Source organism: Halostella limicola (genome assembly GCF_003675875.1).
GTDB lineage: Archaea > Halobacteriota > Halobacteria > Halobacteriales > Natronoarchaeaceae > Halostella > Halostella limicola.
The window spans coordinates 122408-146177 of the sequence record NZ_RCDI01000002.1 but is presented as its reverse complement, the minus strand read 5'-3'; the positions used below and the strand labels follow the sequence as shown (position 1 = coordinate 146177).

27 protein-coding genes and 1 pseudogene are annotated in these 23770 nt (G+C 69.7%); 13 read left to right on the top strand and 15 right to left on the bottom strand.

All coding sequences use genetic code 11. From position 1 onward, the window contains the following. Positions 1-41: 41 nt before the first annotated feature. From D8670_RS08835 to D8670_RS08815, 5 genes are all read right to left on the bottom strand, one after another. Positions 42-836, bottom strand: coding sequence for a 2-amino-3,7-dideoxy-D-threo-hept-6-ulosonate synthase (locus D8670_RS08835; protein ID WP_121817750.1), 795 nt, complete (start codon positions 834-836; stop codon positions 42-44). A 27-nt stretch (positions 837-863) separates the two neighbouring features. Continuing rightward, the gene (gene trpA, locus D8670_RS08830) at positions 864-1700 is read right to left on the bottom strand and encodes a tryptophan synthase subunit alpha (protein WP_121817749.1); all 837 of its coding nucleotides are present in this window, start codon (positions 1698-1700) and stop codon (positions 864-866) included. After that, positions 1697-2938 (bottom strand): tryptophan synthase subunit beta, encoded by a 1242-nt coding sequence (gene trpB, locus D8670_RS08825; RefSeq protein WP_121817748.1) that lies wholly within the window; start codon positions 2936-2938, stop codon positions 1697-1699. The genes trpA and trpB overlap by 4 nt, the downstream gene beginning before the upstream one ends. Beyond that, on the bottom strand, positions 2935-3729 hold the full coding sequence (gene trpC / locus D8670_RS08820) for an indole-3-glycerol phosphate synthase (RefSeq protein ID WP_193569342.1): 795 nt from the start codon (positions 3727-3729) through the stop codon (positions 2935-2937). The genes trpB and trpC overlap by 4 nt, the downstream gene beginning before the upstream one ends. A 140-nt stretch (positions 3730-3869) precedes the next feature. After that, positions 3870-4652 carry an SRPBCC family protein gene (locus D8670_RS08815; protein ID WP_121817747.1) on the bottom strand — a complete coding sequence of 261 codons (783 nt, stop codon included), beginning with the start codon at positions 4650-4652 and terminating at the stop codon, positions 3870-3872. 244 nt (positions 4653-4896) lie between these two features. On the opposite strand from D8670_RS08815, the gene D8670_RS08810 reads away from it, so the two are divergent. After that, entirely contained in the window at positions 4897-5355 is a 459-nt protein-coding gene (locus tag D8670_RS08810; protein ID WP_121817746.1) for an MGMT family protein, read from the top strand. Position 5356: 1 nt separating this feature from the next. On the opposite strand, the gene D8670_RS08805 is transcribed toward D8670_RS08810, so the two are convergent. Genes D8670_RS08805 through lonB form a run of 3 tightly spaced genes read right to left on the bottom strand, consistent with a single transcriptional unit; the run spans position 5357 to position 8866 of the window. Next, complete coding sequence (locus D8670_RS08805) at positions 5357-5710, bottom strand: hypothetical protein (protein WP_121817745.1); 354 nt, start codon at positions 5708-5710, stop codon at positions 5357-5359. Positions 5711-5750: 40 nt separating this feature from the next. Continuing rightward, positions 5751-6734: a CPBP family intramembrane glutamic endopeptidase gene (locus D8670_RS08800; RefSeq protein WP_121817744.1), complete on the bottom strand. Its 984-nt coding sequence runs from the start codon at positions 6732-6734 to the stop codon at positions 5751-5753. 2 nt (positions 6735-6736) lie between these two features. After that, complete coding sequence (gene lonB, locus D8670_RS08795) at positions 6737-8866, bottom strand: ATP-dependent protease LonB (RefSeq protein ID WP_121817743.1); 2130 nt, start codon at positions 8864-8866, stop codon at positions 6737-6739. A 168-nt stretch (positions 8867-9034) separates the two neighbouring features. Here lonB and D8670_RS08790 point away from each other — a divergent pair, with 168 nt between their 5' ends. From D8670_RS08790 to D8670_RS21485, 3 genes and pseudogenes are all read left to right on the top strand, one after another. Beyond that, positions 9035-9553 (top strand): nicotinamide-nucleotide adenylyltransferase, encoded by a 519-nt coding sequence (locus D8670_RS08790; protein ID WP_121817742.1) that lies wholly within the window; start codon positions 9035-9037, stop codon positions 9551-9553. 156 nt (positions 9554-9709) lie between these two features. Next, the gene (locus D8670_RS08785) at positions 9710-10471 is read left to right on the top strand and encodes an SAM hydrolase/SAM-dependent halogenase family protein (protein ID WP_121817741.1); all 762 of its coding nucleotides are present in this window, start codon (positions 9710-9712) and stop codon (positions 10469-10471) included. A gap of 151 nt (positions 10472-10622) precedes the next feature. Continuing rightward, positions 10623-10748: pseudogene (locus D8670_RS21485) on the top strand (plastocyanin/azurin family copper-binding protein); the annotation flags it as partial. Between the two features lie 46 nt (positions 10749-10794). Here D8670_RS21485 and thsA read toward each other — a convergent pair. Beyond that, positions 10795-12339 (bottom strand): thermosome subunit alpha, encoded by a 1545-nt coding sequence (gene thsA, locus D8670_RS08775; protein ID WP_121818569.1) that lies wholly within the window; start codon positions 12337-12339, stop codon positions 10795-10797. A gap of 193 nt (positions 12340-12532) precedes the next feature. Here thsA and D8670_RS08770 point away from each other — a divergent pair, with 193 nt between their 5' ends. Further along, positions 12533-13357, top strand: a complete 825-nt coding sequence (locus D8670_RS08770) for an amidohydrolase family protein (protein ID WP_121817740.1) — start codon at positions 12533-12535, stop codon at positions 13355-13357. Here the strand turns inward: D8670_RS08770 and D8670_RS08765 are convergent. The 3 genes from D8670_RS08765 to D8670_RS08755 all read right to left on the bottom strand — a co-directional run bounded on the left by D8670_RS08765 (position 13354) and on the right by D8670_RS08755 (position 15718). Continuing rightward, on the bottom strand, positions 13354-13854 hold the full coding sequence (locus D8670_RS08765; RefSeq protein WP_121817739.1) for a GNAT family N-acetyltransferase: 501 nt from the start codon (positions 13852-13854) through the stop codon (positions 13354-13356). The two genes, D8670_RS08770 and D8670_RS08765, sit on opposite strands and share 4 nt — an antisense overlap. A 195-nt stretch (positions 13855-14049) precedes the next feature. Beyond that, on the bottom strand, positions 14050-14955 hold the full coding sequence (locus tag D8670_RS08760) for a glycosyltransferase family 2 protein (protein ID WP_121817738.1): 906 nt from the start codon (positions 14953-14955) through the stop codon (positions 14050-14052). 55 nt (positions 14956-15010) lie between these two features. Next, on the bottom strand, positions 15011-15718 hold the full coding sequence (locus D8670_RS08755) for a class I SAM-dependent methyltransferase (RefSeq protein ID WP_121817737.1): 708 nt from the start codon (positions 15716-15718) through the stop codon (positions 15011-15013). Positions 15719-15819: 101 nt separating this feature from the next. On the opposite strand from D8670_RS08755, the gene D8670_RS20865 reads away from it, so the two are divergent. The 6 genes from D8670_RS20865 to D8670_RS08730 all read left to right on the top strand — a co-directional run bounded on the left by D8670_RS20865 (position 15820) and on the right by D8670_RS08730 (position 18951). Beyond that, complete coding sequence (locus tag D8670_RS20865) at positions 15820-15957, top strand: hypothetical protein (protein WP_162994243.1); 138 nt, start codon at positions 15820-15822, stop codon at positions 15955-15957. A gap of 384 nt (positions 15958-16341) precedes the next feature. Beyond that, positions 16342-16623: a MarR family transcriptional regulator gene (locus D8670_RS08750; RefSeq protein ID WP_121817736.1), complete on the top strand. Its 282-nt coding sequence runs from the start codon at positions 16342-16344 to the stop codon at positions 16621-16623. A gap of 55 nt (positions 16624-16678) precedes the next feature. Further along, the gene (locus tag D8670_RS08745; RefSeq protein WP_121817735.1) at positions 16679-17461 is read left to right on the top strand and encodes an MBL fold metallo-hydrolase; all 783 of its coding nucleotides are present in this window, start codon (positions 16679-16681) and stop codon (positions 17459-17461) included. Positions 17462-17529: 68 nt separating this feature from the next. Next, complete coding sequence (locus D8670_RS08740) at positions 17530-17769, top strand: helix-turn-helix domain-containing protein (RefSeq protein WP_233752215.1); 240 nt, start codon at positions 17530-17532, stop codon at positions 17767-17769. 49 nt (positions 17770-17818) lie between these two features. Further along, the gene (locus D8670_RS08735; protein WP_121817734.1) at positions 17819-18490 is read left to right on the top strand and encodes a YkgJ family cysteine cluster protein; all 672 of its coding nucleotides are present in this window, start codon (positions 17819-17821) and stop codon (positions 18488-18490) included. Positions 18491-18552: 62 nt separating this feature from the next. Continuing rightward, positions 18553-18951, top strand: a complete 399-nt coding sequence (locus D8670_RS08730) for a TRAM domain-containing protein (RefSeq protein ID WP_121817733.1) — start codon at positions 18553-18555, stop codon at positions 18949-18951. A gap of 159 nt (positions 18952-19110) precedes the next feature. Here the strand turns inward: D8670_RS08730 and D8670_RS08725 are convergent, their stop codons facing one another. Next, positions 19111-19836, bottom strand: a complete 726-nt coding sequence (locus D8670_RS08725) for a hypothetical protein (protein WP_121817732.1) — start codon at positions 19834-19836, stop codon at positions 19111-19113. A 108-nt stretch (positions 19837-19944) separates the two neighbouring features. Then, positions 19945-21666: a radical SAM protein gene (locus tag D8670_RS08720; protein WP_121817731.1), complete on the bottom strand. Its 1722-nt coding sequence runs from the start codon at positions 21664-21666 to the stop codon at positions 19945-19947. A gap of 113 nt (positions 21667-21779) precedes the next feature. On the opposite strand from D8670_RS08720, the gene D8670_RS20860 reads away from it, so the two are divergent. After that, complete coding sequence (locus tag D8670_RS20860) at positions 21780-21938, top strand: DUF7559 family protein (RefSeq protein ID WP_162994242.1); 159 nt, start codon at positions 21780-21782, stop codon at positions 21936-21938. Positions 21939-22009: 71 nt separating this feature from the next. Then, positions 22010-22438 carry an Hsp20/alpha crystallin family protein gene (locus D8670_RS08715; protein ID WP_121817730.1) on the top strand — a complete coding sequence of 143 codons (429 nt, stop codon included), beginning with the start codon at positions 22010-22012 and terminating at the stop codon, positions 22436-22438. A 58-nt stretch (positions 22439-22496) separates the two neighbouring features. Here the strand turns inward: D8670_RS08715 and D8670_RS08710 are convergent, their stop codons facing one another. Beyond that, positions 22497-23603, bottom strand: a complete 1107-nt coding sequence (locus D8670_RS08710) for an NAD(P)/FAD-dependent oxidoreductase (RefSeq protein WP_121817729.1) — start codon at positions 23601-23603, stop codon at positions 22497-22499. Positions 23604-23770 lie beyond the last annotated feature (167 nt).

Sequence of the window (23770 nt, the reverse complement as noted above, 5' to 3'; positions counted from 1 at the left end):
GTACGCCGGGGGAGGGAAAAAACGGTAGGGGAACTTACCGGTCAGGCTTCGACGGCCAGGCCGGCTTTGCGGAGCGCCTCGTCGACGCTCGCGTCGTCGTGGACGATAGCGGCGACGCCGCGCGCGATCGCCTCGGGGTCGTCGTGCTGGAAGATGGACCGGCCCATCGAGATGCCAGCGCCGCCGGCGTCCATCGCGCCGCGGACCATCGACAGCGTCTCGCGGTCGGTGCCCTTGCTCCCGCCGGCGATGACGACCGGGAGGCGCGTGGACTCGCAGACGTGTTCGAAGCTCTCTGCGTCGCCGCTGTAGCCCGTCTTCACGACGTCCGCGCCGACCTCTTCGGCGAGGCGGACGGCGTGGCCCAGCGCCTCCGGGTCCTCGGAGTCGACACCGGGGCCGCGCGCGTAGGCCATCGCCAGCACCGGCATGCCGAGGCGGTCGGCCTCGTCGGTGACCTCAGAGAGCTGGGTGATCTGGTCGGGCTCGTGGTCGCTGCCGACGTTGATGTGAAACGAGACGGCGTCCGCGCCGGCCCGGACCGCCTCCTCGACGGTGCCGGTCATGCGCTTGTCGTTCGAGTCGGGGCCGATAGAAGTAGAGGCGTTCAGGTGGACGATGTAGCCCTTGCCGTTCTTGTTGTCGTGGACGCGCGGGGCGATCCCCTTCTGGGTGAGGACGGCGTCCGCCCCGCCTCGCGTCACCGCGTCGATGGTGGACTCGATGTCTTTCAGGCCCTTTACCGGGCCGAGTGTGATGCCGTGGTCCATCGGGACGATGACGTAGTTTCCGTCTGTCCCGATGCGTGTCAGACGTGCGTCGATTCCGCTGCTCATGGTATGTGAAACTGTGGCAAGTGCAGGTTATGTGTGTTCTGGTTCTGGCACGCGTTGCGCGTACCCGGACTCCGCGCCCTCCTTGAGTTCCCGGGCCTTCGCTTCGAGGTCCGCCGCGACGTCCTCGGCGGGGCGGCCCTCCCCGTGGCCCTCGGCGACGATGTCGACCAGCGCGGAGCCGACGATGATGCCGTCCGCGCCGCCCTCGACGATGCGCTCTGCGTGCTCGCCGGTCTTGATGCCGAAGCCGACCGCCTTCGGCACGCCCCACTCTTCCAGGCGGGCGAGCGCCTCGTCCGTCTGGTCGCTCACGTCGTCGCGCGCGCCGGTGACGCCCAGGCGGGCCTGCACGTACACGTAGCCCGACACCTGGTCCATGATGCGCTGCAGGCGCTCGCCCTCCGTCGTCGGCGCGACGATAAACACGAGGTCGAGACCGAGGTCGTCGCAGGCCTCCCGGAGCGGGTCGGCCTCCTCGGCCGGCAGGTCCGGGACGACGAAGCCCTCGATGCCGGCCGCCGCCGCGCGCTCGACGAACGGGCGGGGACCGGGGTTGTCTCCGAACTGGTAGATCAGGTTGTAGTACGTCATGCAGACCAGCGGCACGTCCACGTCCAGTTCCTCGACGAACTCGAAGAACTTCTCGGGGGTCATCCCCGCGTCGAGCGCGCGGGTCACCGCGCCCTGGATTGTCGGCCCCTCGGCGACGGGTTCGGAGAACGGCAGGCCGAGCTCGATGACGTCCGCGCCGCCGCGGGCCAGCGCCTCGACGTAGGCCTTCGAGGACTCGTAGTCCGGGTCGCCGACGGCCAGATACGGGACGAACGCGGGGCCGTCTGCGAACGCCTCGTCGATCCGGCTCACAGGCCGGCACCTCCCTCGAACACGTCCATGTCGGGCGCGGCCTCCAGGTCGCGCTTCGCGCTCTCCTCGATGACCGATTCGAGGTCCTTGTCGCCCCGCCCGGAGACGTTGATCACGGTCACGTCGCCGAGCTTCTCGGGGTTCTCGTGGGCGAAGCCGAACGCGTGGGCCGTCTCCAGCGCCGGGATGATCCCCTCCTCCTGCGAGAGGCGGTGGAACGCCTCCAGCGCGCCCTCGTCGTCGACGTTGACGGGCGTCACCCGCCCCTCGTCGACGAGGTGGGCGAGCTCCGGCCCGACGCCGGCGTAGTCCAGCCCCGAGGAGACGCTGTGCGACTCCATGATCTGGCCGTCGGAGTCCTGCAGAAGTTTGGTGCGCGCGCCGTGGAGCACCCCCTCGTCGCCGGTCGACAGCGACGCGGAGTTCGGCGCGACGCCCTCCTTCTCGTCGACTTCCAGCGAACTGCCGCCGGCCTCGACGGCGTAGAGGTCGACCTCCTCGTCGCCGACGAACTCGTGGAAGGCGCCCATCGTGTTCGACCCGCCGCCCGCGCAGGCGAGGACGCTGTCCGGGAGTCGCCCCGCCCGCTCCCGGATCTGCTCGCGGGCCTCCTCGCTTATCACCGACTGGAAGTCCCGCACCATCACCGGGAACGGGTGCGGGCCGACGATGCTCCCGATGACGTAGTGGGTGTCCTCGACGTTCGTCGCCCAGTCGCGCATCGTCTCGTTGATGGCCTCCTTCAGCGTGCCCCGCCCCACGGTCACGGTGTTCACCTCGGCCCCGTTGAGCCGCATGCGGAACACGTTGGGACGCTGGCGGTTGATGTCGCGCTCGCCCATGTAGATCTCGCAGGGCATCCCGAGGTGGGCCGCGGCCATCGCCGTCGCGGTGCCGTGTTGCCCCGCGCCCGTCTCGGCGACGATGCGGTCCTTGCCCATGTACTTCGCCAGCAGGACCTGCCCGAGCGCGTTGTTCAGCTTGTGCGCGCCGCCGTGGACGAGGTCCTCGCGCTTGAGGTACACCTCCGCGTCGTAGCGCTCCGACAGCTGTTCCGCGTGCTGCAGGGGCGTCGGCCGACCGCCGAAGTCCCGGAGCCGCCGCCGGAACTCGTCCATGAAGCCGTCCTCGTTGTCGAGGACGTACCGCTCGTAGGCGTCCTCCAGTTCCTCGATGGCCGGCATCAGCGCCTCCGGCACGTACTGTCCGCCGTACTCTCCGAACTTGCTCGTGCTCATCGTGTCAGTCGCTCCGTGTTGTCGCGGACGAGGTCGGTCTCCGCCGCGGTCTCGCCGTCGGCGTCCCGAACCCCGTCCATAATCGCGGACCCGACGAGCAGGCCGTCCGCGCCCGCCGCGCGCATCCGCGTCACGTCGTCTCGCGTCGCTATGCCGCTCTCGGCAATGAGCGTCACGCCTCGCGGGGCCGCTCCCGCGACGCGCTCGAACGTGCTCAGGTCGACCTCCAGCTTCGCGAGGTCGCGGTTGTTCACGCCGACCACGTCCGCGCCCGCGTCGACCGCCCGCTCCAGTTCCTCGCGGGTGTGGACCTCCACGAGGACCTGGAACCCGCGGTCGTGGGCCGCTTCGATCAGGTCCGCGAGGTCGTCGTCGACGAACCGCGCGATGAGCAAGACGACGTCCGCCGCGACCGCGTCGAGCTGCGCCTCGCGCAGGACGAAGTCCTTGCGCAGGACGGGCACGTCCACCGCCTCGCGCACGCGCCGGAGGTTCTCCGGCGACCCGTCGAAGTGCTCGGGTTCGGTCAGCACCGACAGCGCGGCCGCGCCGCCGTCGACCATCGCCCTCGCCAGTTCGACCGGGTCCGCGTCGGTCGTTCCCTCGGTCGTCGGGCTCGTCGGCTTTACCTCGGCTATCACCGGCACGCGGCCGTCGGCCTCCGCGGCCGCCAGCGCGTCCGGCAGCGAGCGGGCGTCGACCTCGACGCGCTCCCGGTCCTCGTCGCCGCGCTCTCCGGCGGCGTCCAGGATGGACCGCACCGCCGGCGCGACCTCTTCGGCGTTCATCATCGTACATTAACGGACGGATTTGTACATAAGGCTTGCGCACGGGACGTGGTCTCGTCGGCGTGTGAGGCGATACGGAGATGGGAGCAAGAACCGAAGCGGCCGGATGACGCCCTCACGGCGGGCGATTCGGCGGCCGCCGCTCAGAACAGGTCGCCCTTCCCGCGCGCCGACGGGTTCTTTTCGAGCGTCGGTATCTCGCCCGTCTCGGCGAGGCTCTTGAAGCGGTCGAGCGACTTCTCGGCGATCGTCTCTGGCACGACGTCAAGGACCTCCATCGCGGCGTCGCCCGCCGGACCCCCCGGCGGGTCGAACCGGAAGCGGACGGTCACCTCCGTCCCCCGCTCGCTCGCCGTCTCGTCGAAGCGCACCGACCCCTCGTTCGGCACCGTCGCGCCCGGAAGCGACTCCCACTCGACGAGTTCGCCGGGTCGGTCCTTCACGATTCGCGAGTCCCACGCGAGCACCCGGCCGAGCGGCCCGCGAACTTCCCAGTGCTGGCGGTTCTCGCCGGCGGGCGACACGTCGGCGAAGTGTGCCATGATCCGCGCCAGTTGGTCCGGGTCGCGCCACATCTCGTGGAGTTCCTCCGCCGGCCGGCCGACGGTGACGGAACGTTCCACCTCCACGGCGTCGGCGGGCGCGCCGGTGTCGTCGCTGCCGAGAACCGAGGCGTCGGCGACCGTCGCCCCCGTGTCCGGTCTCGATCCCCTGATGCTGCGGTACGCCAGCCAGCCGCCCGCGGCCGCCAGCGCCGCGCCGCCGAGCGACCGCCGTCTGAGCCCGGCGAGCACGAGGGTTCCGCCGATGACCGCGAGGCCGGCTCGCTCCGCGGTGACGACGCCGACCCCGGTCGGCCGGTCGGCACGCACGTCCGCGGCCGTGGGCGGGTCGTCGCGCACCGGACCGTCCGGGTCCGGGTTCACGGCGACACCCCCCTATCGGAGCGCTCTGCCGTGGGTAGTTCGCGTCCCGGTTCGTCCGCCCGTTCGACCGCCGTTCCGCCCGACTCTCGTCCGGCGGCGACGATAGCTAACATACAGTCTTCCCCCCGGAGTAGCCCTCGACAGGAGCGGCATTGTATCTTCGCCCGCGACGCTCGGCCGGCGGTCCGGCGCGTCCCGCGTCCACGGGCGAATCTTCAAGTCGGCGTCGGCACATTTCCAGCACATGGAAGACGCCGGCATCTACGCGCGGGAGTCGCCGTACCTCGAACGGTACGTCCAGCTGGGGATCGCCAGCGGGCGGGTCGTGAACGTCTCGTTCCCGGACGCGCCCGAGGGCAACGCCGAGGAGGAGCACGACCTGCTCGACCGGGTGTTCGCCTACCTCGGCGGCGAGGAGGACGACTTCGCCGACGTCCAGATCGCGCTGACGGTGCCGACCGACCAGCGGACGGTGCTAGAGACCGTCCGCGACCTGCCCTACGGCGAGCAGATGACCGTCGAGGCGGTCGCGCGCATGACGCCGGGCCTCTCCGGCGACGAGGAAGAGGACCAGCGGACGGTGCGGACCGCCCTCGCCGAGAACCCCGCGCCGCTGCTCATCCCCGACCACCGCGTGCGCGACGGCCCCAGCGCCGCCTCGCCGCCGGTCGAACAGCGACTGCGGTCGCTCGAGGGGCTGTAGCCTACCCCAGGCGCGGCCGCACGAACATCTCGAACAGGTACAGCGAGAACGCCGCCAGCGCGAGGAGGCTCACCGCGCCGCCGCCGTAGGGGGCGTCGTCGGCGAGCAGCAGGTACCCCTGCGAGAGCCCCGTGAGGACGAACAGGCCGCCGGCGACGCGCAGCCCCATCTCGTCGGGGTTACGAACGCGAAGCAGGACGCCGAAACCGACCATCACTAGCGAGAACGCGAGGTCGGTCAGGGAGTTCGCGGCCGCGTCGCCCGTCGCCAGCGCGTACGCGGCGATTATCAGATAGAGGACGCCGGCGGCGACGGTCAGCGCGCGGACGTCGAGGAACTCCCGGGGCGAGCGCATGGGCGATAGCACTCCCAGCGACCGGAAGTAGCTTGTGCACTCAGCCGGCCATCCCGCCCCGGTCGACGCCCAGCCCCTCGTGGACGGCGAACTCCAGGGCGTTGACGAGGTAGTGGGCGACGACGACGGCGAGGAAGCTCCCCGTGACGATGAACAGCGCCGCCAGCACGAACCCGAGCGTCCCGGTGACGACGACGCCGCCCGGCCCCTGCATCCCGTGGCCGAGCGCGAACGCGGCGGTGGAGACGACCGCCATCGCCCACGGCGAGACGGCGAAGCCGGTCGAGACGGCGCCGACGACCGCAGCGCGGAAGAGGAACTCCTCGAACGCCGCGATGACGGGGAGGACGACCCCGAGCAGCACCGCCCACCCCGCCGCGGAGTCGGGGGCGAGCACGTCGCGGAGTTCCTCGTTGCTCTCGACGCCGACGCGGTCGAGCGCGGCGGCGGCGACCTCGTTGGCCACGTAGAGGGCGACGCCGGCGGCGACGCCGACGGCGAGGGCCGCCCAGCCCGTGCTCGCCGGCGTCGGCTCGATCCCGAACGCCGACGCGGGGACGCCGGTGTACCACGCCGCCGCGACCAGCAGCGACCCGAACAGCCCCTGCGAGAGCGCGACGTTCACGAGCAAGGCGCCGGTCGAGAACTCGGGGTCGTCGTCGGGCGACAGCGTCTCGTGGGACGGCGACCCGGGCGGGAACGGGTTCTGCGGGTTCTCCGCCGCTCGCCCCGTCGTAGCCGCCGCGTCGGGGTCGGCCGTCGCGCCCGGTTCGGGCGTCCCGTCGGTCTCGGCCGTCGGTTCGGCGCGCTCCGGCGAGTCGCCGACGGTTTCCGCGGACGACCGATCGGGGGCTTTCGCAGACGGATCGTCCGCGGCGTCGCTGGCGAGCAGGTCCCGCTCCTCGGTCGGCGCGGTGATCGACCCGCTCTCGTCGGTCATCGCCGTCCGCGTCGCTCGGGACAGCAGCAACAAAAGAGAGAGAACGACGAAGGTGACGCCCGTGAAGGCGGCCCAGTCGGCCACGCTTACTGCGGACTGGGACTGGAGCTACCGCGGCCGACCTGGTGTTCCAGCGCCGAGCCGGTGATGCTCTTGATGCGGTCGACGAGGCCGTCCTTCTCGGTCTCGCCGGCCAGCGCGACTTCCAGCACTTCGCTGAGGTGAGTGACGGGGACGATCTCGATCTGCTCCTCGTACTCCTCCTCGATCATCACGTCCTGCTCGTTGGCGGCCGGGATGATGACGGTGTCGAGGCCGGCCTTCGCGGCCGCCTCGATCTTGTGGGTGACGCCGCCGACCGGCAGCACGTCGCCGCGGACGGAGAGCGATCCGGTCATCGCGAGATCCTGCCTGACGGGGGCGTTCTCCAGCGCGGAGATGACGGCCGTCGCCACCGTGATGGAGGCGGAGTCGCCGTCGACGCCCTGCTGGCCCGCCTGGACGAACTGGATGTGGACGTCCTTCTCCGAGATGTCCTCGTCGGAGAACTTCTTGATGATGGCGGAGACGTTCTGGACCGCCTCCTCGGCCATCTCCTGAAGCTTCCCGGTGGCGATCACTTGGCCGGGACCCTGCGAGGGGGTGACCTCGGCCATGACGGGGAGGACGATACCGCTGTCCTCGCCCATGACGGCGAGCCCGTTGACGCGGCCGACCACGTCGCCCTCGGAGACGGTTAGCTCGTAGTCCTTGCGGCGCTGGATGTAGTCGTCGGCGAGCTGCTGCTCGATCGAACGACTGCGGCGCTTGGCCTGGAGCACGTGGTCCCGGGTGGTGAACTCGGCGTCCTCGGCGCGGGCGATGTCGCCCGCGACGCGGACGAGCCCGCCGAGGTCGCGGAGCTTCAGCGTCAGGTGGCCCTTGCGACCCGCGCGGCGCTTGGCTTCGAGGATGACCTCCTCGATGGCCTCGGGCGTGTAGTGGGGCAGGCGGCCGTCCTTCTCGACCTCCTGCGCGATGAACCGCGCGTACTTGCGGCGCATCTCGGGCGTGTCCTCGATGGTGTCGTCCATGTACACCTCGTACCCGTACCCCTTGATCCGGGAGCGGAGCGCGGGGTGCATGTTCTCCATCGCGTCGAGGTTCCCCGCCGCGATCATGATGAAGTCACAGGGGACGGGCTCGGTCTGGACCATCGCGCCCGAGGAGCGCTCGGACTGGCCCGTGATCGAGAACTCGCCCTCCTGGATCGCGGTCATCAGCTTCTGCTGGGAGCGGATGTCGAGGGTGTTGATCTCGTCGACGAAGAGGACGCCCTTGTTCGCCTTGTGGATCGCGCCGGGTTCGACGCGGTCGTGGCTGGGCGTCTCCATGCCGCCGGACTGGAACGGGTCGTGGCGGACGTCGCCAAGCAGCGCGCCGGCGTGCGCGCCGGTCGCGTCCTCGAACGGCGCGGTCTGCTCGTCGGCGGCGTTGACGATGAGGTTCGGGATCATCGCGTCGCTGCCGCGGTTGCTGTAGCGGAAGGCGAGGTAGACGACGCCCGCCGCGAGGATGCCCAGCAGGATGCTTGCGCGGGAAAGCAGCGTGTAGCCGAGGACGATCGCGATGATGATCCACATCAGGAACGAGCGCATCCGGTTCTTCTTCCGGGCCTCGTCCTTGTGGGCCTCGACGATCTGCTCGCCCTTGCCCGCGGGAACCGTCCGCACCTTCGGCTCGTTCCCGTCGTCGGGGTTGTGGTAGACGAGCACGTCCTGCAGGTCCTCCTTGGGGAGGAGTTCGCTCATCGCCTTGGCGAGCATCGACTTCCCCGTCCCGGGGGTGCCGATCATCATCACGTGGCGGCGCTGCTTCGCCGCCTTCTTGACGATGTCCCGAGCGTTGTCCTGCCCGATCACCTGGTCGACGAGCTGGTTGGGCACGTCGATGTCTTCGGTCGACTCTATCTGGAGTCCGCCGAGGAGGTTGTCCTCAGCGTCGTCGTCGACGATCTCCGAGTCGACCTCGCTACCGAGGTCGCTCAGCGGGTCGTCGTCGGTGTCCTCGTCCGCCCCGACGCCCGCCCGCGTCGCGGGCGGATCGTCGACGGTCTCCGAGCTCTCGTCCGGGTCGGGGTCGACCGCTTCCCGCTCTCGGGGAGCGTCGACGCCCTCTCCGGGCTCGCGACCCTCCTGTTCGGAGGGAACGTCGTCTGGGTCCGTGTCGTTACTCATAGAATGCTTTACTGGATAATTGGAAGGGTGGAGTACTGATATACTTTCTCCCCTCTCCCGTCGTCCGCCCATTGCCGTTATACCGGTACTTCAGGCCCTCTATTGCTCGTGATGTCTCTCTCCGGCGACTCGCCACCCTTATAAATCCCTGGATGGCAAGTACGAACGATGATACGGGGCTTCTACATCGGCCGCTTCCAGCCCTTCCACAACGGCCACCACAACATGGTCAGGGAGATCGCCGAAGACGTCGACGAACTCGTCCTCGGCATCGGGAGCGCGGGCGACTCCCACAGCAAGCACGACCCCTTCACGGCGGGCGAGCGCATCATGATGGTGACGAAGTCGCTGGTGGACGTCGACCTGGTGACGTACGCCGTCCCCATCGAGGACCTGGAGCGCAACTCCGTGTGGGTCAGCCACGTCCAGAGCATGAGCCCGGACTTCGACGTGGCGTACTCGAACAACCCCCTCGTCATCCAGCTGTTCGACGAGGCCGGCGTCGAGGTCCGCCAGTCCCCGATGTTCAACCGCGAGGTGCTGGAGGGGACGGAGGTCCGAGAGCGCATGATCAAGGGGGAGAACTGGCGACCGCTGCTGCCCGACCCCGTCGTGGAAGTCGTCGAGGAGATAGACGGCATCGAGCGGATCCAGCGCGTGAGCGAGTCGGACAGCAACGGGGGCTGAGGTCGGTTCGCGCGGCCTTCCGGATCGCGGGGGCGCCCCGAGACCGTCTCGCGAGGGCGTCCCGACCCGGCTTGCGGGGATCGCCCTGGCACCGAGCGACCGCGACGGCGGCGGCGAAGAGTGCCATATTTGCCTCCGGCGCCGCAATCCCCGCCCATGATAACGCTCGCGTCGGACTTCGGGACGCCGTACCCCGCGGCGATGAAGGGAGTGATCCTCGACCGGACGGAGGCGCAACTGGTCGACGTGGCCCACGACTTCCCGCGGCAGGACGTACGCGCGGCGGCGTTCTGGCTGCGGGAGGTGCTCCCCTGGTTCCCGCCGGCGGTCCACCTCGTCGTCGTCGATCCCGGCGTCGGCACCGACCGCGCCGCCGTCGTCGTCCGCGCCGGCGACCACGCGCTCGTCGGGCCGGACAACGGGGTGCTCGTCCCCGCGGCCCGCGAACTCGCCGGCGAGAGCGACGGGATCGAGGTCTTCGAGATCGACGACGAGGACGCCCGCAGCAGCACCTTTCACGGCCGCGACGTGTTCGCGCCGGCCGCCGCGGACGTCCACCGTATCGGCGTCGACGCGCTCGATTCGCTCGACGCTCTGACCCCGGTCGACGGCTGTGAGGACCTCTCCTTTCCCGAACCATCGGTCGACGGCGACGACGTGGTCGGCGAAGTCCTCGTCGTCGACGGCTTCGGGAACGCCATCACCAACGTCCCGGGCGACGTGATCGAGGGGGCGGCGTCGGTCCGGGTGAACGGGCAGTCCGTCCCCGTCGGCGAGACGTTCGCCGCCGTCCCGCAGGGGCAGTGGCTCGTCACCGTCGGGAGCCACGGCAACGTCGAACTCGACGTGAACCGCGGCCGCGGCGACGAGGCCTTCGGCGTCGAACCCGGGGACGACGTGCGCCTGTCGTTCGAGTGAGCGCCCGAACAGTTCCGATGTTGAGGTCGGACTAACGATCGGCGGTTTTGTTCTTTTATATAATAGTGAAATAAATACGCGCCGACTGAGACGCGATCTGTTGCGGACGATCGGTGCGGTCGGCGTCGGGCTGGCGAGATGCTCCAGCGGCGGGGGCGACGAGGTGCAGTCGGGCCAGTCGTACGTCCGGACGTTCGAGACGCCCGGCGAGCACCCGTTCTTCTGCATCCCTCACGAGGGCGCGGGGATGGAGGGGACTATCCTCGTCGAGGAGTAGCGCGAGCGTCGGTACAGGACGCGAAAAAACGAGCGTCGCTACGCCGTCACTCCGCCGAGATGACGTCGTCGATGCGGGCGATCATCGTCGCCGCCTCGGTGGCGGACTCGACGGCCTCCTTCTTGACCGCGGCGGGGTCGACGATGCCGTAGTCGACGGGGTCGCCGACCTCGCCGGTCTGGCCCTCGGCGATGAGGCCGGCGCGCCCCTGCGAATCGTGGGCGGCCCGCAGGTCGACCAGCGCGTCGATCGGGTCCATCCCGGTGTTCTCCGCGAGCGTGCGCGGGAGCACGTCGACGGCGTCGGCGAACGCGTCGATCGCGAGCTGCTTGCGGCCGCTGGTGCCCGTCGCGGCGTCGCGGACGGCGTCGGCGACGGCGATCTCCGTCGCGCCCGCGCCGGGGACGACCTCGCCCGTCTCGATGGCGGCGGTCACCACGTCGAGCGCGTCCTCGACCGCGCGCTCGAGTTCGTCGGCGACGTGGTCCGTGCCGCCGCGGACGAACAGGGTGACGGCCTCGGCGGCCTCGCCGCCCTCGATGAACGCGAGGTCGTCCTCGCCGTACGTCTCGGTGCGGACGCGGTCGGCATAGCCGAAGGCCGTCTCCTCGATGTCGTCCAGCGTGCCGACGCGGCCGGCGCCGGTCGCGCGGGCGATCCCCGTGGCGTCGCTGTCGCTCAGGCTATCGAACGCCAGGATGCCGCGCTTGGCGAGGTAAGCGGCGACGCGGTCGTCGACGTCGCCGGTGGAGAAGACGACGTCGACGCCGGCGTCGTCGATCGTCTCCGCGTAGCCCCGGAGCTCGCGCTCCTCGGACTCCATGGCCGCGGCGAGCTGGTCGGGGGAGTCGACGGCGTACTCGGCGTCGACGTCGCCCGTCCGCACTTCGAGGTCGACGTCGAGGACGGCGATGGCAGCGTCTTCGACGCTCGTCGGCATCCCCTCGGCGGCGGGGTCCTCGTCGAGGATGATGCCCTCGATCAGCTCCGTGGCCGTCGAGCTGGCGCCGACGCGGGTGTGGACTGTGACGTCGTCGCGGTCGACGCTCCCGTCGCGCTCGGCGTGGCGGACGGCGGCGACGACCCGCTCGGCGAGCGTCTCGGCGGCGACGCCGCCGGTCCCCTTGCCGGTCATGCTGCTCTCCGCGACCTGCGCGAGCAGCTCGTCGTCCACGTCGACGTCGAGCGCCTGCTCCTCTATGGCCTCGGACGCGATGGCCGCGGCCTCGTGGTACCCCTCGACGATGGTCGTCGGATGGACGTCGTCCTCCAGCAGGTCCTCGGCTTTCGCGAGCAGTTGCCCGGCCAGCACGGCGGCCGTCGTCGTGCCGTCGCCGACCTCGGCCTCCTGGCTCTCCGCGACCTCGACTATCATCTCGGCGGCGGGGTGTTCGATGTCCATCTCCTGCAGGATTGTCGCGCCGTCGTTCGTGATGACGACGTCGCCGGCGTCGGAGACGAGCATCTTGTCCATGCCCCGCGGGCCGAGCGTGGTCCGGACGGCCTCGCTGACCGCCTTGCCGGCCGCGATGTTCGACTGCTGGGCGTCCTTGCCGTGCGTCCGCTGGCTGTCCTCCGAGAGTACGAACATCGGCTGTCCGCCCATGCGTCGCTGGGGATTTGATTCTGCCATGGTGAATCCTCGACAGAGAGTCGTTTGCGGTTCTATATAAATTTTGCTGGATTTCCCCTGGAACCCCCGCGGCGGCGCCGGGTCGCGGAGCGCGGTTCCGGCGGTCCACAACCGTTATCCAGAAATACCAGGGGTGCGGAGGGGTGGCCAGATGCTGGAACTGGAACACCGGTTCCGGGTCGTCGACGTCCACGCCCGCTTGAACCCGGACGACGCGTCGGCGGTCCGGGGGCGGGCCATTTCGCCCGAGAAACTCGAACGGGAGATGCACCAGGCCGGGGTCGTCAGGTCGGTCGTGTTTCCGGACTCCTCCCCGGGCGGCGGTTATCTGCAGGCGAACAACGCCGTCGCGCGCCTCTCCGTCGAACGCCCGTTCGTCGCGTTCGCCCGCATCGACGGCCCGCGCGACGCCGGCGACTCGACCGGCGCGCGCCTGCGCAACCTCGCCGCATCACGTGAGGAGTGGCACACCTCGCCCGAGGACGTCGAACAGTACGCCTACGACGACCGCTTTCACGGGTTCAAGCTCGACCCGGCCGCTGACGGCCTGCCGGACGAGGCGGTGCTCGACGAACTGGAGGCGGTCGGCCTCCCCGTCATCGTCCACGGCGGCGAGGCGTGCCCGCCGGAGACCGTCGCCGAGACGCTCCTCGGCCGGTCGTTCCCCGTCGTCGTCTCGCACTTCGGCGGCCACCCGCTGAACCGCGACCTCATGGACGAGGCGATCGACCTGCTCGACCGCTACGACGACTACTACCTCGACACCAGCCTCGTGCGCTACCGCGAGCAACTGGAGCGCGCGCTGCTCGAACACCCCGACCGCGTGCTGTTCGGGAGCGGCGCGCCCTCGACCCACCCGAACGTCGGCGTCATGGAGGTCCTCACGTTAGACGTCTCCGAGGACAAGATGCGCCGGGCCTTCTCGAAGAACGCCTCCCGCGTGATCGACGCGCTCGCCCCCGAAAGCGAGCGCTAGGGGATCTCCCGCTCGTACACGTTCACGGTCTCGGTCTCCCCGCCGATCTCGATCTCCCGCTCGCCGACCCGGTCGAAGTGCTTCTCGTAGAACGCCGTCCCGACCTTGTTCTCCGCGAGCACAGACTCCTCGACGCGGTCCACGTCCCGCGCCGCGAGGTCCTCGACCGCGCGGTCGAGCAGGCGCTCGCCGACCCCCCGCCCCCAGTGGTCGGGGTCGACGTAGATGCTGATCTCGCCCTCGACCGCCGCCTCCGACCCGCCGCTCGCCGCGTAGCCGACCGTCTCCCCGTCGTCCTCCGCGACGAACAGGCGCTCCGCGTCCGCCGCGACTATCTCCTCTAACACCTCGGGCGAGTAGTGCGTCGAGAGCATCGTCTCGACCGCGTCGTCCGGCAGGACGCCGTCGTACGTCTCCCGCCACGCGCGTTCGGCCACCCGCCGGACGCCGTCGATGTCGTCGGACTCCGCGCGTCGCACGGTTACGTCGTTTGCCATGAAGTAACGTAGCACGCTTTGCGACAAAAGAGAGGCGGGTGGGGAACGTGATGCGAACCCCGCGGCCGAGAGTGCGTCCCGGCCGGAGGCCGGGCGCGCGACTCGGGGAAAGGCAGGCCTGCGAACGAGCAATGCACCCGCGAGCGTGTCCGCCCGCGGCGGACCGCTCGTTGCGACGCAGCGCAAACGCTCGGCTCAGCGCATCTCGTACCGCTCCACCACGCGGTCGTGGCGGTCGTCCAGCCCGTTCGGGTTCCGCCGGTCGGTGCCGTCGCGGCGGCGGGCGGCGAGGCCGTCCTTGCAGCCGCCGACGGCGTTGCTGACGACGGACCGACCGGTGCCGAACCAGGAGCTGGGCTTCACGTCGCCGCGGAACACGTCCCGGGCGGTACCGAGGGCGTCGCTGAGGGCGAGGCCGATCATCCGCCGGGGGACGGTCGGGTGGACGCCGTAGTTCTTGCAGAGCTGGTACGCCACCGACCGGTGGCGCCAGCCCCAGTCCCGGACGGCGCGGCCGCCGTCCGCCCCGTACTCGCCGCGGACGCTCATCTCGGGGGCCCAGGTGACGGCGCGGTCGGTGGCGGCGAGGCGGTGGGAGGCGTCGCGCGCGCCGCCCGTCTCGAGGTACTCGTCGAAGCCGCCGATCTCCTCGACTGCCTCGCGGTCGAAGACGACGTTGTCGCCGTTGAAGAACGTGACCGAGCGCCCGGCGAACGTTCGGGTCTCCTCGGACTCCGTGGTCATCCCCGCCCGCAGCGTGCGGTGGGTGGGTCCCGTCACCGCGGCCGCGCCGTCGGACAGCGCCGCCGTCACGGCCTCGGTCCAGGAGGGCTCGACGGCGAGGCGGTAGCTGACGAGGCCGACCGCGTCGCCGGTCGCCTCGGCGATACCGGCGTTGCGAGCGACGTTGACGTTCCTGTCGGACAGTTCCAGAAGCACGTCGACGTCGTCGCGCTCGCGGACCATCCCGGTCGTGCCGTCGGAGGAAGGGCCGTTGACGACGACGATCTCCGCGTCGGGGACGTGTTCGGCGAGCGCGTCGAGACAGCGATCCAGTTGCTCTCGGCCGTTGAGCGTCGGAACGACTACCGAGAGCTCCATACCACCCAGTAGAACGGGGAGCGATTAAAAGATCACTGGATACGAACGTAGAAGGTCAGTCGACTGACGCGTTCCAGTACGACACCGAGGCGAGCCCGTCGCCGAGCGGCGAGCGCCCGACGGTGGTGTCGAACTTGCGGAACGTGCTGGCGAGGCTGTTGGGAATCTTCCGGTAGAACCCGTACGGGAGCACGAAGTCGTGCTCGTCGCCTACGAGGCGCAGGCCCGCGCGCGACAGGAGCGCCTCGACCTCCGTCCGGGAGTAGAGCCGGGAGCCCATCGGCAGCAGCCAGTTGTAGATGCTCCGCGAACTGAAGCGGTTGAACGTGTCGAAGAAGACCCGGTTTTTCGAGACGCGGCGCATCTCGCTCAGGAACGCCGCGGGGGTGTCCGCGAGGTGGAAAAAGCGCATCGCGAACACCGTGTCGAAGTGATCGTCGGGGAACGGGAGCCGTCCGGCGTCGCCGCGCATGAACTCCAGTTTGTCGTCGACGCCGGCCGACCGGGCCTTCTCGCGGCCCTGCTGCAGCATCGGACCGGAGATGTCCAGCCCGACGACGTCGGCGCCTCGCTCGGCGAGCATCACGGTGAACCGGCCGGTACCGCAGGCGATCTCGAGGATCCGCTCGCCGTCGACGGGTCCGATCGCGTCGAGGACGGCTTCCTTCTCGCGGCGGTCGATGAGCCGGCCCCCGCGCGAGAACCGCTTCTCCTCGTACTCCTCGGCGACATCGGACTCCTGATACCACTCCTGTCCCTTCACGCTGTCGTGACTTCCTCGCCCATGGGATAAAACGGTACTGGAGTCGTCTCACTGCTCGGAGCGAGAAAACTGCTTTGTTACTCGGTACCATACAGGAGCGTATGCCCACTTGTGACCGCTGCGGCGCGACCAACGACGTCGAGGCGCTCGTCCGCCACGAGCGCGGCGACCTTCTCAGGGTGCACTGCCCCGACTGCGAGCGGCCGATGGGCCAGTACCGCGATCCGAGCAAGCGCTGACCGCCGATCGGGGCTCCACTGCTCGGCTGCGGGTGAGTACCCGCTTCGTCGGCCTCTCGTTCAGGTATCCGACGAGCGACTCGTTCCGATCGCCGAACTCCTCGATTCGTTGTCGGTTACCCCTCGTTATTCTGGAACCCACCCCTGTCACGAACGGTGTGGTGCGCCGCCGCGGCCGCGCGTCGCGAAGCGGGCGAACGTTCGCTTTTCGAACCGGGGTCGGTACGTATTCGGCACCCGCGTCGCAACAAACCGGCCGAAGAGAGCGGGAAAGCGCCGTCGTCATGCGCGACCTTATTTGGTAATAATACACCTAATATTGTCTCCATTGTTTGAACCCCCATATAGCCAAGTTTTACTTACAAGCTTTGCCGACCACGTGGTATGAGCACCAGCACGACGGACGACCGCTCGAAGGACGCCGACGATCCGCTCTCGGACTCGGAGTACCGCGACCGCCTCAGCGAGCTCCCGCCCAGCGCCAAACTCGTCGCCAAGGTTCTGGAGACCGACTCCCCGCTCTCGCAGGGCCAGCTCGCCGACGAGTCGCTGCTCCCCGACCGCACGGTCCGGTACGCGCTGAACCGCCTCGAAGAGGACGACCTCGTCAGCTCGCGGTACTCCTTCCAGGACGCCCGCAAGCAGGTCTACTTCCTGAACAACTGACCGCGCCTCTCGCCGCGACCGCCCGTTCTTTTGTCGCCGCCGCCGAACGCCTCGTATGGACCGCATCGACCGCGTCGCCGTCCCGTTCGAGGGAGCGCCCGGTGGCGCGACGAACGCGTACGTCGTCGGAACGGACGGTGCCCTGCTCATCGATCCAGCCGGCGTCACCGACGAACTGGACGCCGTCGTCAGCGAGCGATCCGTCGCCCACGTCGCGGTCACACACGCGCACCCGGACCACGTCGGCGGCGTCGCGGCGTACGCCGACGACCTCGACGCGACTGTCTGGTGCCGCGCCGGTCGCGCCGACCGCTTCGAGCGAGCGACGGGGATCGCTCCCGACGCGACGTTCCGCGAGGGGACCGCGATCCCCGCGGTGGGCGGCGTCACGGTGATCGACGCACCGGGGCACGCGCCGGACCACGTCGCGTTCCGCGTCGGCGACGCCGCGCTGGTCGGCGACCTCGCCGTCGCCGAGGGGAGCGTCGCCGTCACCGCGCCCGACGGCGACATGCGCGCCTACTTCACCTCGCTCCGTCGCCTGCGCGCGGCCGGCGTCGCGCGTCTCTTCCCGGGGCACGGACCCCCGATCGAGAACCCCCGGGAGACGATAGCTCGACTCCTCTCGCACCGCCGCGACCGGGAGCGCCGGGTGGCCGCCGCCGTCCGCGAGGGAGCCCGAACCGTCGACGAGGTCCTTGACGCCGCGTACGACAAGGACCTCGCAGGCGTCCGCGACCTCGCCGCGAGAACGGTCGAGGCCCACCTCGACAAACTCGCTGTCGAGGGGCGGGTTCTCCGAGACGGCGATCGGGTACGAACCGTAGACGGGGCGTGATTTCGGCGTTCGCGGCGTCGCCCGACGGGTGAATAGCTTCTTGTTGCTGTGTTACGTTACCAAACAACATGGACTTCACGACCTATCCGAACGACCCCGACGCCGTCGCCCGGCGGCGGATGCCCGACTCGATCAACTCCTCTCAGGCGAAGCTCGTGTACTACTACCTCAGGGTGACCGACTGCGAGACGGTCGACGAGCTGTCCTCGGAACTCGACATGCGGCGGATGACGCTGTACGACGTCCTGGAGACGCTGGAGGGGAAAGGGCTGGTCGAGAGCCGGGGCGACCGGTATCGGACGAACTGACGCGGTCGACGACCGCGCTCCTTTAGTCGCCGCAACGGCTCCGTCCGGTATGGAGAGCCTCGAAGCCGAACTCGAACGCGCCCGCGCGCTGGACGTCGCGGACCTGGCCGACGCCATCGAGGACATCGGCTTCGAGTGTACCCGCTGCGGAGCCTGCTGCAAGGCCGAGGACGAGGACCCCCACACCGCCACGGTGTTCCCCGACGAGGTCCGAACGTTGCAGGAGGCGGATCCGGACGGCGACCGGGACTGGCGCGACGTCGCCCGCCCGATGCCGTACGGCCTCGACGAGACGGCCGACGGCGTCGAGGGCGAGACGTTCGAGTGGGCGCTGCAGACCGACGGCTGCGGCGACTGCACCTTCTACGCCGAGGACGACGACGGCGTCGGCGCGTGCACGGTGCACGAGGACCGCCCGCTCATCTGCCGGACCTACCCCTTCAGCGTCGCGCTTGCAGGCACCAGCCAGCCGATGGGCGAGGCGGTCGACGAGTCCGGCGTCGTCCGCGCCCACGAGTGCGAGGGCCTCGGTCGCGACATCTCCCGCACGGACGCCGAGGAGCTCGCCGCGGCGCTGAAAGAGCGGGCGGTCCGCGAACTAGAGGAGGCGATCGACGTCCGCGACGAGTACGCGCCGGCCGACCCCGACCCGGGGGAAGTGGTCGTTCACGACTCCGAAGGCGTGAAGTCCGTCGACGGAACTCCTCGAAACCGCGATTGACGTGAACGATCGGCGGTAATTCTTTAATGCATGACTTCCAGTTTCCGATTGGAGGTCTGACCTTGGAAATCTCTGATGAACTCCTGTGTCTGTTCAGCGCCGACGTGTCCGTGACGGACGACAAGTACGTCGTCGAAGTCCCCCGTCGAGAGGTCGAGACGGGGTCGGTCGAACCCGGCGAAACCTACCGCGTCGCGCTCATCTCCCGCGAGGAATCGGAAGACAGCGAGGAATCGTCGTCGACCGGCGCTCCCCCCGAACCGCAGCCGCCGGTCGAGGTCGGCGAGACCCGCTACGTCGAGATCGAGGACATCGGCAAGCAGGGCGACGGCATCGCGCGCGTCGAGCGCGGGTACGTGATCATCGTCCCCGGTGCCGAAGTCGGCGAGCGCGTCAAGATCGAGGTGACCGAAGTGAAGTCGAACTTCGCCGTCGGCGAGATCATCGAGGAAACGTTCTAAAACGACTTTTTTGCGGACGGGTGCGCCATCGGCGCACCGCACCCGCAAAAAAGCTCGCTCGAGAATCCCGCTTAGTCGTGCTTCGGGGTGCGCAGCGCTCTCTCGCGGTGAACCGCGCTTTCCGTTCGCACGGATTCCGGTAGAGATACGTCGTCCAACCTACCGCTCCGTCGTCACGCTCGCCTCGATGGCGGTCTTCCGCAGGTGATCGACCACCGTCGGGTCCACGGACCAGAGCCCGTAGTAGGTGTCCGGTTCGCGTTCGACGGCGACGAGGGCGCCCTTGGCCGCGTCGTTGCCCGCGCCGTCGAAGAGCACGAGCCAGACCCCGGACATAGCGTGGCCGCCTTCCTCTCGCACGGTGACGCCCGGGTGGTCCGTCGGGGCCCACTCCGGGCTCTCGAAGACGGTGACGCCGGTCCCCTCGTCGGCGATCGACTCGTACAGCTCCCACTGGTCGTCCATCGCCGAGAGGCGCTGGTGGCCGGAGGCGTACAGCTCGCCCTCGCCCGCCCACCAGGCCTTCTTCTCGATCCGCTGAGAGAGCGTCCGCAGCCCGTCGCGGTCGCCGTAGTCCGCGATGAAGATCGTATCGACCGGCTGCGCGCCGGACACGGCGCCGCCGAGGTCGTCGACCGTCGCGTCCCCGTGCAGGATCGGGCCGTCGAGGAGCACGTCGTCGTGCAGGACGGCGAACTCCCGCTTCTCGCCGGCGATGGTCTCCCCCTGGGTCACGGACTCGACGTCGAAGAACGCGGAGAGCTCCTCGCCGAGCGCGTCGACGACGGCCTCCGAGCAGTCGGAGTTGAACACCGCGAGCGTGAGCCTGTCGGGCACGAGCTCGTCCGCGAGACGGCGGCGTCCGAAAGCGTCTGCGTCGGTCATTATCTCCCGTCGGATAGACCGGTGCCCGCTCAATAAGCGTTCGCCGGCGCGTCCTGACCTGTCGTGAACGGGACCTCTCAGCGCGCTCGCGTCGCTCGCTTACAGCGATCAATCGGCGCTCTCGAACGGCCGCACCGTCGTGAAGTCCGCCACGTCCGCGTCGATCTCTATCTCGTCCGCCGACTCGTACGGGCGGTTCACGACGATGTCGCCCGCGCTGCTCTTGCCGATCCCGGGGATCGCCGCGAGCTCGTCCATCGACGCGCTGTTCACGTCGAGCGGGTGTGGGACGCCGGTCACCGAGCGGTAGCCGTGGCCGACGATCGCCACGTCGAGCGTCTGCCCGAGTTCGCGCTCGCCCGGGATGCCGACGAGCAGCGGGTAGGTGCCGAGCTGGCGGCCGAACGTCTTGCCGTCCTGGTGATACTCAAGCGTGACGTCCGGCAGGACCGTGCCCACCGGGGCGACGCGCTTGAGCATCGGGTTGTCTATCTCCTCGCGGACCTCCTGCTTGTACCGCTTGAACTGCTGCTTGTGGTCGCGCGCGAGGTCCGCGCCGGTCTCGGCCATGTCAGTGCCCTCGAACGCCATCACCTGCCGAATGTTCACCCGGCGGAGCATGTAGCCCTCGTCGTACACGCGCCGGAGGAACGCCTTGTTGTGCTCGAACGTCTCCTCGCGCTCGCCCTTCAGCCCGTGGACGAGGTTGATGCCGGGGAGGAGCTTGGGGAGCCGGTTCGGCGCGTCGTCGCCGACGGAGGGGCCGGTACTCGGCTCTTCTCCCGGCCGCCACCCGGCCTCCTCGTTGACGATGCGGACCGCCTCGAAGCACTCCTCGGCGGAGACGTTGAGGTTGTTCTCCTCCTGCACGACTGGGTCGGCGGACTCCAGGCCGAACGCGGCCGTGTCGCCGGGCGTGTTGTGCTCGGCGATGATCCGGATCCCCTCGCGGGCCTTCTCCGGCCATTTCACGACCGTGATGGGGTTCATGTTGTCGAGGTGGAGCGTCTCCAGATCGGGTGCCACTTCGCGGATACCGCCGTAGAGTTCGCGGAGCGCGTCGGGGTTCGGCGCTTCGCCGTCGCCGCCGTACGCGAGGATGTCGGCCTGCCGGCCGAGGCGGAAGTGCCGGACGCCGCGGTCCGACAGCGCGTCCACCTCGTCGACGACGCTCTCGGGCGGGCGGAAGTCCGGGTCGCCGTACATCGGCTCCGTGCAGAACGAGCAGCGGTACGGGCAGCCGCGGGAGGTCTCGAGTTCGGCGATGAGGTAGTCGGGGTGGTTCGGGTGCTGTTCGACGACGAACGCGCCCTGTCGCGCCCAGCGGGTCTCCTCGGGGACGCCGCGGTAGCGGTCCTCGAACCCTTCGAGGCCGTTCTCGACGATGTCGTGGGCGGCGGCCTCCACGTCGGCCATCGCGAGGAAGTCGAAGTCCAGGTCGTCGCGCTCGGTCTCGCTCGCGCCCTCGTTGGCCTCGCCGACGCCGAAGCGGACGGGGCCGCCCATCATCGAGACGCCGTTCGCGGTCCAGGCGAGCTCGCGAACCTCGTCGGGTTCGGCGGGGGTGCCGCCGACGTACTTCCCGGGAACGGTCATGCCGCCGATGTAGCAGAACAGGTCGGCCTCCTCCACGTCGCGCCACTTGTGGCGGTCGTCGCGGAGCTCGTCGATGGTGTGGTAGGTGACGTTCTCGCGCGGGACGCCCGCGTCGACGAGCGCGCCCGCGGTGTAGCGGGGATACGTCGAGACGTACGGCGGGACCCCGAAGTGCGCCGGCTCGTCGACGTAGCCGTCGACGATGGTCACGGAGAGGTCGGCGGGGTCGGTCATACGCCGGCGTAGACGCTCGACGGGTAAAACGGTGACTACACGGGAACGCGGAGCCGCCGCCACAGCCCGCCGCTACCCGTGCGTTGATGGGCGTGCCGGCGCTACGTGGAGGCATGCCCAAGACCGAGGAGATCAAGTGCACCAACGACGACTGCGAGCTCGACATGTTCGAGAACCACTACACCTACGACGTGCCGGAGGACCTCGGCGTCGAGGACCTCGTCTGTCCCTACTGCGCGGAGACCGAGGGCCTCGAACTGATCGAACTGTAGCCGCGACCGCCGCCCGTCGCCGCCGACCGAGCGCGGCACATTTAGGCGGCTGGAGCCCGTAGTTCGCGACGATGACACTGCGCGAGATCGGCAAGTCGGTCAGCGACACCGTCCTCAAACAGGTCGGTCGAGCCGCCAGCCGCCTCCAGGAGTCCAAGTCGCTGTCGACTGACGTGCTCGAAAGCGACGACGCGTACCTGGTCGTGTTCGACGCGCCCGGCGCCGAGAGCAGCGACGTGCAAGTGCGGTTCGTCGACGACGACGTGCTGGTCCGGATCGACCGGTTCCGCGACTACCACGAGGGCTACGAGATGCGCTTCCCCGGGCGCGGCCTCGCACTCGAGGGAAGCGCCGAGTTGCCCGACGACGCGGCCGTCGACGCGGAGGCGGCAAAGGCGACGCTGACGGAGTCCGGCGAGCTCCGCGTGCGCCTGCCGAAGATCGGGCCCGACGAGAGCGGCGGCGCGACCGACGACGGCGACGCGACGATCAGCGCCTGATAGGGACTGGGACCCCGCGTCGGCGAGGTACCGAAACGAAGTACGACCGTCCCGTTGACTACTCCTCTACCGTCATCCCCTCGACGATCTCGAACTCCTCGTCCCCCGAGAAACGCGTCGGGTCGAACGCGGGGATCCCGTCGCCGTCGAGGACCGCCTCCGCTGCCGCCTCGCCCAGCGCGGGTGAGCGCATGAATCCGTGGCCCTGCCACCCCGCAGCGACGTAGAGCCCGTCGCGCAGCTCGCCCAGCAGCGGGTCGTGGTCGGGCGTCGCCGTACACAGCCCCGCCCAGGCGTCGGTGACGTCGGCGTCGTGGCCGATCCGGTGGGCGAGCCCGTCCCGCACATCCGCGACGAACCAGTCGTCGGCGTCGCGCTTCCAGTCGTCGGGGTCGCTCTCGACCTCCTCCGTGCCGTCGCCGGCGAGCAGGCCGTCGCCGTAGGGGCGCACGTAGAACCCGCCCGTGGCGTCGTAGGTCAGCGGCACGTCCGGGCCGTCGACCGTGGTCAGCGCCTGCACGCGGTAGGGTTTGAGCGCGACGGGGACGCCGGCGTCGGCGAGCAGTCGTTTCGTGTGCGCGCCCGCGGCGACGAGGACGGCGTCGAACGCCCGGCGCTCGCCGTCGACGACGACGCCGGCCGGGTCCGTCGCCACGCTCGCTTCGACGCCCGTCTCGATCCGCGCTCCCGCGGTTTCGGCCTTCTCCGCCAGTAGTTCGGCGTACGTCGCGGGGCGCACGCGACCGGCGTCCCGCGCCACGGCGGCGACGGCCACGTCGTCGGTTCTGAGCGCCGGCCACTCCGCCGCGAGGTCGTCGGGGTCGACGAGTTCCACGTCGCGGCCGTTGTCCCGCATCCGCGGCACGTGCTCGCGGATCGCCCGCTCGCGCCGCTCGTCGCCCTCGCGGGCGAACCAGACGTACGGCGTCTCCTCGAACTCGAACTCGCCTTGCCCGGAGAACTCCCGGAAGCGCTCGACCGCGCGGTCGGCGACCCGCGCGTCGACGTCCTCGGCGAAGGCGTCGTAGCAGATACCCGCCGCGCGGCCCGTGCTCGCGCCAGCGATATCGCCGCGTTCGAACAGCGTCACGTCCGCTCCCCGGTCCGCGAGGTCGTAGGCGGCCGTCGCGCCGACTGCGCCGCCCCCGATGACTGCGACCTTCATAACTGACGGTGCGTCCGGGGGGTACTTGGTCGTAGCGGCGCGCGGTCACGCGGTCAGCGGGGCGGGTCGTGCGCGGCGCCGCCGGCCCCCTCGCTCGAGGCCGTCTGCGACCGGTTCCCCACGGGCGAAAACCCCATACCGGGCCGGGGTTTGGCTAGTGATAAACA